This window comes from Bacillus paralicheniformis (genome assembly GCF_001042485.2).
Classification (GTDB): Bacteria; Bacillota; Bacilli; order Bacillales; family Bacillaceae; genus Bacillus; species Bacillus paralicheniformis.
In genome coordinates this window covers 190085-201344 of the sequence record NZ_LBMN02000023.1, presented here as the reverse complement: position 1 = coordinate 201344, position 11260 = coordinate 190085, and the positions used below count along the sequence as shown (strand labels likewise).

The following is an 11260-nucleotide window of genomic DNA, read 5'->3' as shown; positions in this document are numbered from 1 at the left end:
CCGGTTGCTCCCGTCGGGCCGGTTGCTCCTGTCGGGCCGGTTGCTCCCGTCGCTCCCGTTGCGCCTGTTGCTCCCGTTGCTCCTGTTGGGCCGGTTGCTCCCGTCGGACCGGTTGCTCCCGTCGGACCGGTTGCTCCTGTTGGGCCGGTTGCTCCCGTCGGGCCGGTTGCTCCTGTCGGGCCGGTTGCTCCCGTCGGACCGGTTGCTCCTGTTGGGCCGGTTGCTCCTGTTGGACCTGTCGCTCCCGTTGCTCCGGTTGGACCCGTTGCTCCGGTTGCCCCGGTTGCTCCTGTTGGACCTGTGGCTCCTGTTGGACCCGTTGGTCCTGTTGCCCCTGTTGGACCCGTTGCTCCTGTCGCCCCGGTTACTCCTGTTGGACCTGTCGCTCCGGTTGGACCCGTTGCTCCGGTTGCCCCTGTTGGACCCGTCGCTCCCGTTGCCCCGGTTACTCCTGTTGGACCTGTCGGACCCGTTGCTCCTGTCGCCCCTGTTGGACCCGTTGCGCCTGTGGCTCCCGTCGCTCCGGTGGCTCCCGTTGCCCCGGTTACTCCTGTTGGACCGGTTGCTCCTGTTGGGCCGGTTACTCCTGTTGGACCTGTGGCTCCGGTTGGACCCGTTGCTCCTGTCGGGCCGGTTGCTCCCGTTGGGCCTGTCGCTCCGGTTGGACCCGCTGCTCCTGTCGGGCCGGTTGCTCCTGTGGCTCCCGTTGGTCCTGTTGGACCCGCTGCTCCTGTCGGGCCGGTTGCTCCTGTGGCTCCCGTTGGTCCTGTTGGACCCGTTGCTCCGGTTGCCCCGGTTACTCCGGTCGGACCTGTCGCTCCTGTTGGACCCGTTGCTCCGGTTGCCCCGGTTACTCCGGTCGGACCGGTCGGACCTGTCGCTCCTGTTGGACCCGTTGCTCCGGTCGCTCCGGTTGCTCCCGTTGCACCTGTGGCTCCCGTTGGACCTGTTGGGCCTGTCGCTCCGGTTGATCCCGTCGGGCCTGTGGCTCCGGTTGCTCCTGTTGGACCTGTCGCTCCGGTCGGGCCGGTGGCTCCGGTCGCTCCCGTCACTCCCGTTGGACCCGTCGGTCCTGTCGCTCCCGTTGGACCTGTCGCTCCCGTCGGTCCGGTCGCTCCGGTTGCACCAGTTGCTCCTGTTGGGCCTGTTGAGCCTGTCGCTCCCGTTGGACCCGTTGGACCTGTCGCTCCCGTGGCTCCTATTGGACCTGTCGCTCCCGTCGGACCTGTTGATCCAGTTGCACCTGTTGCCCCGGTTGCTCCCGTCACTCCCGTTGGACCCGTCGCTCCTGTGGCTCCCGTTGGACCTGTTGATCCCGTGGCTCCGGTCGGGCCTGTTGATCCCGTTGCGCCTGTTGATCCCGTCGGACCCGTCACTCCCGTTGGACCCGTCGCTCCCGTCGGTCCTGTCGCTCCCGTTGGACCTGTTGATCCCGTCGGTCCGGTCGCTCCGGTTGCTCCGGTCGGGCCTGTTGATCCCGTCGGGCCTGTTGCGCCTGTCGGGCCTGTTGATCCGGTCGGACCTGTTGATCCGGTCGGACCTGTTGATCCGGTCGCTCCCGTCGGGCCTGTTGATCCCGTTGGGCCTGTCGCTCCGGTTGCCCCGGTTGGGCCTGTTGGTCCTGTTGGGCCGGTGGCTCCCGTCGGACCTGTCGCTCCGGTTGGACCTCCTCCACCCTCAACACTCAATAGAGCAACATCATCCACAAGCACACTTGCAGTTCCCGCCTGCGGAATGTTGTTGATCAAAATGAATGCCTGGGTGGTGCCGGGGGGAGCCGGTGAAGTTGTTTGATAGACTTCAAGCCATGTCCCATTTTCGGCTGCCGGTATTCTGCTTGACGGCACAGTGGCAAACAGCCCGTATTCGAGAAAATTAAATTGACTGTCAAAATAAGTAACTTGTATCGTTATAGAAGGTGCTGGGAGAAATCCCGCTTTCGCAAGAGAAACAAGAAATTCGCTTCCTTCCCCAGCCCTGGCCGGAACAAATTGGGCAATATATGATGTGGCTGTTCCGCCCAAAAATCTCGCAGAGAAAAACCCTGAATGCGAAAACTGGCTTGTAACAGATGCGTTTATGCCTACCCAAGGCGAGAAAGCACCTGTCTCAAAACCACCGTTCATCACCGCGTTTTGAATGGACATTTTTTCACCCCCAATTCTTTTCATTTTCTGGCTGCAATGATCTTTAAAAGATATTGAAGCTCTATATCCTATGATCTCTCTTTTTTTGCAGACACGTTATATAACACGGCTAAGATTGAAAAACCGTCATTTCAGCAACCGGCCTGGATTGCCCACAGCCGTTTTGCCTGCGGGAACATCTTTTGTGATGACGGCGCCCGCTCCGATGACCGCATGCTCCCCGATGACGACCGCCGGCAGCAATGTTGCGTTGTTTCCAATTTTCGCTCCTCTTTTAATAGTTGGACCTTGATACGGGTAGTTTCCCATTCCCATATATTTATCATTTGATGTGGAACAGCAAGGACCGATAAACACTTCATCTTCGATCGTCATATCAGCGGTGATATAACAGCCCGTTTGAATCGTCACTCTCTTTCCAATTTTAGTATTGTTTTCAACCATCGCGTTGCGTCCTATAATGCTTTCTCTTCCGATCGCAACATTTTCGCGAATGCTCGCCATGTCTCCCACAAAAACGCCTTTTTCCAACAGCACGTCCCGGTATATAACAGCACTCGCACCGACTACGGCATCATCTTCTATCCGCAAAGGCGCTCCCGCCTGCTTCGGCTGGCGTGCCATTTTTTTATTTGAAGAAGCCGCTTTGCCAAGGACGGCCAAATCGCCGATTTTCACCCCGCTGCCGATCTGAGTATCCTTTTTAATAATGGCATGATGACCGATTGTTACGTTGTCCCCGATGACCACATTTTCTTCAATGACAGCCTGCTCTCCCAATACTACGTTCTTTCCGATCTTTACGGTTTCATGAATCATTGATACATCCTCCATTTCTCATTTACACCTGCTGTAGCATATTCAATGCGGACGTGATGAGAAACGGCTGCATAAAAAAACACGGCCGCCGTCAGGCGCACCGTGCTACTTTTCTCTTCTTGCAAAATCGACAAAACGGAATTTATCCAAGCGGTGTCTGCTTTCCGTATATTGAAACAAGGTTGTATCATCAAGGAAAACAAAATTCTTCACAACCACAATGTGTTCGTATCCGTTCAAATCCAAATATTCTTGATCCTCAGCCGTACATGGCTCGACCACAATTTCCTTATGGGCATAGCTGATGACGAGCCCGCATTCACCTTCAAGGTATTGGTAGATCGAGTCCTCGCATATTTCTTTCGTCAAGAGCGGCACATGCTTGCGGATAAAATAGTCTTTATCCAGGATGATGCGCTCTCCGTTAATATTCCGCGATCTGACGACCCGCCATACCTCTTCATCTCCAGAAGTGCGAAGCTGCTTTTGAATATATGCATCCGGATGCGTCAAGCCGAACTCGTGGACCGTCGTGCTTGTCTCTTTGCCAAGCGTTTCTGAAAGTTCCTTAAAGCTGACCAAACCGGAAACCGGGAACTGCATTTTCTCCCTGTGCAGCACGACTGACCCTTTTCCTTTGATCTTTTGAATATATCCGTTCTGGGCAAGCACATTCAGCGCTTTCCGAACCGTTTCCCTCGAGGTGTCGTGCTGTTCGGCAAGGTCGTTTTCAGACGGCAGGATATCTCCGGCATTCAGTATGCTTTGATCGATTTGTTCTGCAATTTGTTTGTAAATCATCATATACTTGTTGATCTTCATTTTTTTACCACCACGCTTAGTTTAGCATGGTTTGGCGAGATGATAAACAATCGATTGATACGGTTTCACTTTAAAGCGTGTAAATGACTCGGGAAGATCGGTGTCATTGGAAATGAGAACCTTGGCATCATAGCCGTCAATATCAATATCATCAGGGAGCTGAAACTCGGTCTCTTTCCCGTAAAAATTATTGATCACCAGCAGTTTTTCATCCGCTCCGTTTCTCAAATACGCATAAAGTGCTTGATCGTCTTCCAGAATCAGCTGATAATCTCCGGTTGTGATGATATCGAATTCCTTGCGGAGCTTATTCAGCTTTTTATAATGGTAGAAAATCGAGTCAGGATCGCTGAGCGCTTTTTCTGCGTTGATTTCTTTGTAGTTGGCAGGCACCGAAATCCACGGTGTCCCCGTCGTAAACCCGGCATTTTTTTCTCCGTTCCACTGCACCGGCGTCCTTGAATTATCACGGGACTTCGCTTTCAGGATTTCGATGATTTCGGCTTCCGGCTTTCCTGCTTCTTTCAGCAGACGGTACATATTGAGAGATTCGACATCCCGATAAAGAGAGATGTCATCGAATTTCGGGTTGGTCATCCCGAGCTCTTCTCCCTGGTAAATGTATGGCGTTCCCTGAAGCATATGAATTGCGGTTGCCAGCATTTTCGCAGATTTTATGCGGTATTTTCCGTCGTCTCCGTAGCGTGAGACGATCCGCGGCTGGTCGTGGTTGCACCAGAACAATGCGTTCCACCCGCCTCCTTTATGCATTTCAGTCTGCCATTCAGAAAGAATCTTCTTCAGCTTTAGAAAATCAAAATCCGCCAGCGCCCATTTTTCCCCGTTTGGATAGTCGGCCTTTAAATGGTGAAAGTTAAACACCATATCGAGCTCCCGGCTTTCAGGGTTTGTATACCGGATGCAATCTGCGATTGTCGTCGATGACATTTCCCCGACCGTCATGCTGTCGTATTTTGAAAAGACCTCCCTGTTCATTTCATTCAAAAACTCGTGAACCCTCGGCCCGTCCGTATAAAATCTGCGCCCGTCCCCCTCGTCATCATCAGGGAAACGCTGGTCTTTTGAGATGACATTGATGACATCAAGTCTGAAGCCGTCGATTCCTTTTTCAAACCAGAAATGCATCATCTCGTACACTTTTTTTCTGACTTCATCGTTCTCCCAATTCAAATCCGCCTGTGTCACATCATAGAGATGGAGATAATACTGTCCGGTCTCTTCATGAAACTCCCACGCCGAACCGCCGAACTTCGATTCCCAGTTTGTCGGCGGGGCACCGTCCGGCTTCATGTCCTTCCAAATATAAAAGTCGCGATACGGATTTTCTTTTCCGGACGCTGCTTCTTTAAACCATTTGTGCTCTGTTGATGTATGGTTGACGACAAGATCCATGATCACCTTTATGCCGCGTTTGTGAGCCTCTTCTAGAAGCTCTTCAAAGTCGGCCATTGTTCCATATTCTTCATGAATGTTGTAATAGTCGCTGATGTCATAGCCGTTGTCATTTTGCGGCGATTGATAAATCGGCGTCAGCCAAATGACATCACAGGCGAGCTCCTTGATGTAGTCGAGCTTTTCGATGATGCCGCGAATGTCGCCGACACCGTTACCTGTTGTATCTTTAAAGCTTTTCGGATAAATCTGATAGACGACTGCTTTTTTCCACCATGGATTTTCTTTCGTTTCCATTTTCAACACCACCGTTTTCTTCTTTATGAAATGGGAAAAGGGCTGACAAATATGCGCGCCCCTCTCCCTCTCTTATTTCATTTTTAATTTTGCATAGAGGTATGTTCCGGCGAACGGCGCGATCAGCACAATCGCCATCCCGATTGCAAACGCTCCCCAGTATTGGCTCATGATAGAGAAAATTCCGGGTACACCGCCGACGCCGACAGAGCTTGCCAAAACCCCTTGCGAGGAAATGAACATTCCGGCAATCCCCGAGCTGATCATCGCGATCACGAACGGAAATCTGTATCTGAGATTCACCCCGAACAGCGCCGGTTCGGTAATTCCAAGATAAGCTGAAATGCCGGATGTCAAGGACAGACCTTTCTGCTTCTCATCTTTGACAATAAACATCATCGCAAGCGCGGCTGAACCTTGTGCGATATTGGACAGCGCCAGCATCGGCCATAAAAATGTTCCGCCGAGCTTTGATCCGATCAGTTGAAGGTCAACGGCAAGGAATGTATGATGCATTCCGGTAATGACGAGAGCGGCGTAAAGTCCGCCGTATAACAGTCCGCCCAGTACGGCAAATTGTTCAAAGACAGCAATAAGGCCTGATGTTAAGACATTTCCGATGGCAAATGTAACCGGTCCAATGACAATAAATGAAGCAAAACCTGTGACAAGCAGCGTAATCGGCGCCACAACAAGGAGCTGAATGCTCTCAGGCGTCCGCTTTGTCAAAAAGCGCTCAATTTTTGCAAGCAAATAAGATGCGAGCAAAATGGGAAGCACCTGCCCCTGATAGCCGACCTTCTGCACTTCCAGACCGAATAAATTCCAGACAGGAATCTCTCCGCTTTGCTCGGCAGCCCCGTATCCCCAAGCGTTTAACAAATCAGGATGCACAAGCATGACGCCCAGCACGATGCCGAGCAGCGGATTTCCGCCAAACCGCTTGACGGCCGACCAGCCGATTAATGCCGGGAGAAATGCGAAAGCCGTTCCCGCAATCAAGTTAATCATATTGGCGAGATCCGCCCATTCAGGATAGACTTCAACGATCGATTTTCCGCTGAAGAAAATGTCTTGAGCCGTCAGGATATTGTTGATTCCCATCAACAGTCCGGCGGTGACAATCGCCGGCAATATTGGAATAAAAATATCTGCAAGCGTTTTCACAGCACGCTGTAAAGGATTCATATTTTTCTCTGAGGCTTTCTTGACGTCATCTTTTGACGATTCGCCGATTCCTGTGGCCTTCACCAGCTCCGCGTATACATTGTTGACCGTTCCTTGGCCGATCACCACTTGGAATTGGCCGTTCGTTGAAAACGATCCTTTGACAACATCTATTTGCTCCAACACCTCTTGATTGACTTTGCTTTCATCGAGCAGTGCAAATCGCAGACGCGTCACACAATGGGTTACCGCTGCAATGTTGTCCGCACCGCCGACAGCATCGACAATCCGTCGCGCTGATTGATTTAAATCAGTCATTCCAATCCCTCCTTCTCCTCTTATAACTTGTATATACATGTTATACCTATATTGTATTCTTGTATATACAAGTAGTCAACATATTTTTATAGCGCTTTCAAAAATAAAAAAAGCCCGGCCGTTCCCTTCATAAAACGAAGGACAGCAAGGCTTCCTCCGATTTATACGCCGGGAACAACCGGCTGAGATCATAAATTGTTCACTTTTTCATCACGTTCATCAGCGCAGTCCTGCTGACCGATGTCTTTCAAATAATACTTTTCTGATGTAAAAAACTCATCATATAAAGACCTTACTTTTTTGCTCAAGAGCAGCACCGCCAAAATATTCGGAATAAGAATGAAAACGAGCGCAAGATCAAGGAATCCCCATATTGCCTTTGCTCCTCCGGCAGCTCCGATGATGACGGCGCCCAGATAGACGAATTTAATCATATGCCCCGCGAGCCGTCCGAACAGAAATTCAGCTTGTTTTACTCCGTAAAAAATGACCACTGTGATCGTTGATAAGACAAAGAAAACGAGCGAGACGGAGACGAAGTATCCGCCCACAGGGCCGAAATAGCTGCGGAATGCGGCTGCCGCCAGTGCCCCTGGATTGCTCGCAGCATTTTCAGCGGTCCAAACGCCTGATGCGAGCACAACGAAGGCTGTGGTCGTGCATATCAGCAGCGTATCGACCACAATGCCGATCACCGCCCAGAATCCCTGTCTCACAGGGTGGTCGGTCATCGCCGCCGCATGCGCAATCGGCGCCGTCCCCATCCCGGCTTCGTTGGAATAAAGTCCACGTGCAAATCCCCAGCGAACGGTTTCAGCAACCGCCGCACCTGCAAAGCCGCCGAATGCCGAAGAGGATGTAAACGCATTCGAAAAGATGAGAGAGAAAAATGCGGGTACAGAAGAAAGGTTCATGACGACAATCAGGAAACCGGCCCCGATGTACGCCCCTGCCATAAGCGGAACCGCAAGCTCTGTCACTTTTCCAATCCGTTTAATCCCTCCGATCACCACTAAACCGATCAAAAAAGCAATCCCGATTCCGGTGTATAAACGATTGAATGAAAACGACTCAGCTAATGATGCGGAAACCGAATTTCCCTGCACCATGATGCTCGGAACGAGCTCGATCATCAGCGCGACCGAAAAAAAGACGCCGAGCCATTTCATAGAGAGTCCTTTTGTAATGTAATACATCGGCCCCCCGACATATTCGCCTTCTTCGTTTTTTTCTCTGTAGTGGACGGCGAGGACGCTTTCCGAAAACTTGATCGCCATGGCAAACAGAGCGACCAGCCACATCCAAAACACGGCTCCCGGACCGCCGAACATGATCGCCGCAGGCACACCGACGATATTGGCGGCGCCGACTGTTGAGCTGAGAGCCGATGTCAAAGCTTGCAACGGTGTAACTGTCCCTTCTCCTTTCGGCTTTTTGCCGACGCTTCCGATCGTCTGCTTAAAAATATAGAGAGGATAGCGAAATTGAAAAAATTTCAGCAGGATCGTTAAATAGACTCCCGTCCCTGTCAGCAGTATGATGAGCGGCGGCCCCCAAAGCCAATCTGATATGTATTCAACCCAGTTCAACAATCGTTCCATCCTATCACCCTTTTATTCGTTTATGGGTCAATACCACTATAGGACAGAAATAAACCTGCTCAGCGCTTTTTTATTTCCCGCTGAGCCTTCGGTACACTTTTTCTTTATAAAACGCTGAGGCTGGTTTGGAAAACATGCCTTTTTTGTCGGCGAGCCTGTCGAGCCTGAGCCGCGTTTCTGTTTTTCTCTCAATTAAACGATCGCGCTCGTCTTCATCCGCGCACTTTGCGATTAAGTCGTCAATTGTCATCAGCTCTTTCTTCAAAGCCCCTTCGTCCCCCGTCATTCCGGCGTTTTTCATCACCCGGTAAGCCATGCGGAGATGCTCTGGAACATGGGCGGCATCGTCTTTTTTCAAGGGTTTCCCCATTCCCGGAAGCCCTTCGAATTCGCCGTCCTTAATGGCCCGCTTAATCTTATCTTCAGAAACGATGCTCGAAAAATCCATGGTCTACATCCTCCCCTTTTGTTCATATACTAACAACAGTCTGCCATAAAGATGCGTTCCCGCCAATGCAAGACAAGCGTAAAATATTCCCAAATGTTTTTCAGAAAACTGTAAAACCCTGATTTACCAGGGGTTTTGCGCTTCTTTTCACAAGGTTGATTTCCGCTTTTCTAAATCGGTATTTCATGGTATATTTTATACATTCGTTTTTTTCTTTCGTTCCGATGGTTTTTTACTGATCCGGAAAAAAGGAGTGTAACAATTGAAAAGATTTATTAAGGAAAGAGGTCTTGCCTTCTTCCTGATAGCCGCCATATTGCTATGGCTGAAAACTTATGCTGCGTATGTAATTGAATTTAATTTAGGAATAACCAACACAGTACAACAGATTTTGCTTTTTGTGAATCCGATTAGCTCAAGCTTGTTCTTTCTTGGATTAGGACTCTTGTTCAAGAAAAAAATACAGCAGACAGCGATTATAGTGATTCATTTTTTAATGTCTTTTTTGCTATATGCAAACGTCGTATACTACAGATTTTTCAGCGACTTTATCACGCTGCCTACGATCATGCAGGCAAAAACAAACGGGGGGCAGCTCGGGGACAGCATCTTCTCGCTCATGCACCCGCTTGATGTTTTGTATTTCATCGATACCTTTATTTTAATCGGGCTGGCTGTTTTCTATAACAGACCTTCTGAAACAACAACGAAGCGCCCGTTTAAAATTGTGATGGGAACAAGCGTCCTTGTCTTCCTCGTCAACCTGGCCGTTGCCGAGATTGATCGTCCGGAGCTTCTGACCCGTTCTTTTGACCGCAACTACCTTGAGAAATATTTGGGAACCTACAACTTCACAATCTATGATGCGGTGCAGAATATCAAGTCAAACAGCCAGCGCGCACTGGCAAGCTCCAGCGACGTGACGGAAGTAGAGAACTATATTAAAGCCAATCATGATAAGCCGAATGCCGAATACTTCGGAAAAGCGAAAGGCATGAACGTGGTTTACATTTCACTGGAATCACTTCAGACGTTCGCGATCGACTATAAGATCGACGGCAAGGAAGTCACGCCGTTCTTAAATTCACTGGCGCATGACAATGAAACGTTTTATTTTGATAACTTTTTCCACCAAACAGGACAAGGTAAAACGTCTGACGCGGAATTTATGATGGACAACTCGCTGTATCCTTTATCACAAGGGTCAGTGTTCATTAATAAAGCGCAAAACACGCTGCAGTCGACTCCGGCCATTTTGAAGTCTCAAGGCTATACATCAGCGGCATTCCACGGCAACTACAAAACGTTCTGGAACCGCAATGAAATGTATAAAGCCATCGGTTATGACAAATTCTTTGACGCTACGTATTACGATATGAGCGAAGATAAAACGAAAAACTACGGATTGAAAGATAAACCGTTCTTTGAAGAATCAATGCCGCTGTTGAAAAGCCTGAAACAGCCGTTCTATACGAAGTTTATCACCCTTTCGAACCATTTTCCGTTCGAGATGGATGAAGGCGATACAGACTTCCCTGCCGGCGATACCGGCGACAGCGTCGTTGACCATTATTTCCAGTCGGCCAACTACATGGATCAGGCCATTGAACAATTTTTCAACGATCTGAAAAAATCCGGACTGTATGATAATACGATTGTCGTCATGTACGGAGACCACTACGGTATTTCGGAAAATCACAACAAAGCGATGGCCAAAGTATTGGGCAAAGACATCACACCATATGAAAATGCCCAATTGCAAAGGGTTCCGCTGTTCATCCACGCGCCTGGGGTCAAGGGAATCAAATCCAATAAATACGGCGGCGAAGTCGATGTAGCCCCTACCCTGCTTCATTTGATGGGCGTGAATACGAAAGATTACCTGATGAGCGGTTCAGACCTTCTGTCACCGGAACACCGTGAAGTTATTCCGTTCCGCAACGGCGATTTCGTTTCTCCGGAATATACGAAAACGAACGGTAACTACTACGACACGAAAACAGGAGAGCTTCTGAACGAAAAAGACATCGATCCGAACATCGATGAGTCCGTGAAAAAAGAACTCGAAATGTCGGATAAAATCGTCGACGGAGATTTGCTGCGCTTTTATAAACCGAAAGGCTTTAAAGCGATCAACCCGAGCGACTACGACTACACCAACCACAATCCGAAAACATCAGAATCTGATGCGGCGCAAACTACGAAATCAGATTCCGGACAATAAACAG

General features: G+C 49.7%; 8 protein-coding genes. 1 reads left to right on the top strand and 7 read right to left on the bottom strand.

Going from position 1 to position 11260, the window contains the following annotated elements:
- The 7 genes from ACH97_RS16195 to ACH97_RS16165 all read right to left on the bottom strand — a co-directional run.
- Positions 1-2147, bottom strand: a 2147-nt coding sequence (locus ACH97_RS16195; RefSeq protein WP_155519897.1) for an NTTRR-F1 domain, incomplete at its 3' end; no start/stop codon positions are given.
- A gap of 126 nt (positions 2148-2273) precedes the next feature.
- Entirely contained in the window at positions 2274-2966 is a 693-nt protein-coding gene (locus tag ACH97_RS16190) for an N-acetyltransferase (protein WP_023855753.1), read from the bottom strand.
- A gap of 105 nt (positions 2967-3071) precedes the next feature.
- A complete protein-coding gene (gene treR, locus ACH97_RS16185; protein ID WP_020450546.1) occupies positions 3072-3788 on the bottom strand; it encodes a trehalose operon repressor in 717 nt (238 codons plus the stop codon).
- A 21-nt stretch (positions 3789-3809) separates the two neighbouring features.
- Complete coding sequence (gene treC, locus ACH97_RS16180) at positions 3810-5498, bottom strand: alpha,alpha-phosphotrehalase (protein WP_020450545.1); 1689 nt, start codon at positions 5496-5498, stop codon at positions 3810-3812.
- A gap of 72 nt (positions 5499-5570) precedes the next feature.
- On the bottom strand, positions 5571-6983 hold the full coding sequence (treP, locus tag ACH97_RS16175) for a PTS system trehalose-specific EIIBC component (protein WP_020450544.1): 1413 nt from the start codon (positions 6981-6983) through the stop codon (positions 5571-5573).
- Positions 6984-7171: 188 nt separating this feature from the next.
- Positions 7172-8584 carry an alanine/glycine:cation symporter family protein gene (locus ACH97_RS16170; protein WP_020450543.1) on the bottom strand — a complete coding sequence of 471 codons (1413 nt, stop codon included), beginning with the start codon at positions 8582-8584 and terminating at the stop codon, positions 7172-7174.
- Positions 8585-8654: 70 nt separating this feature from the next.
- Positions 8655-9032 (bottom strand): DnaJ family domain-containing protein, encoded by a 378-nt coding sequence (locus tag ACH97_RS16165; protein ID WP_020450542.1) that lies wholly within the window; start codon positions 9030-9032, stop codon positions 8655-8657.
- Between the two features lie 262 nt (positions 9033-9294).
- Between ACH97_RS16165 and ltaS the strand changes: the two genes are divergently transcribed.
- Complete coding sequence (ltaS, locus tag ACH97_RS16160; protein ID WP_048350545.1) at positions 9295-11256, top strand: lipoteichoic acid synthase; 1962 nt, start codon at positions 9295-9297, stop codon at positions 11254-11256.
- Positions 11257-11260: the final 4 nt, after the last annotated feature.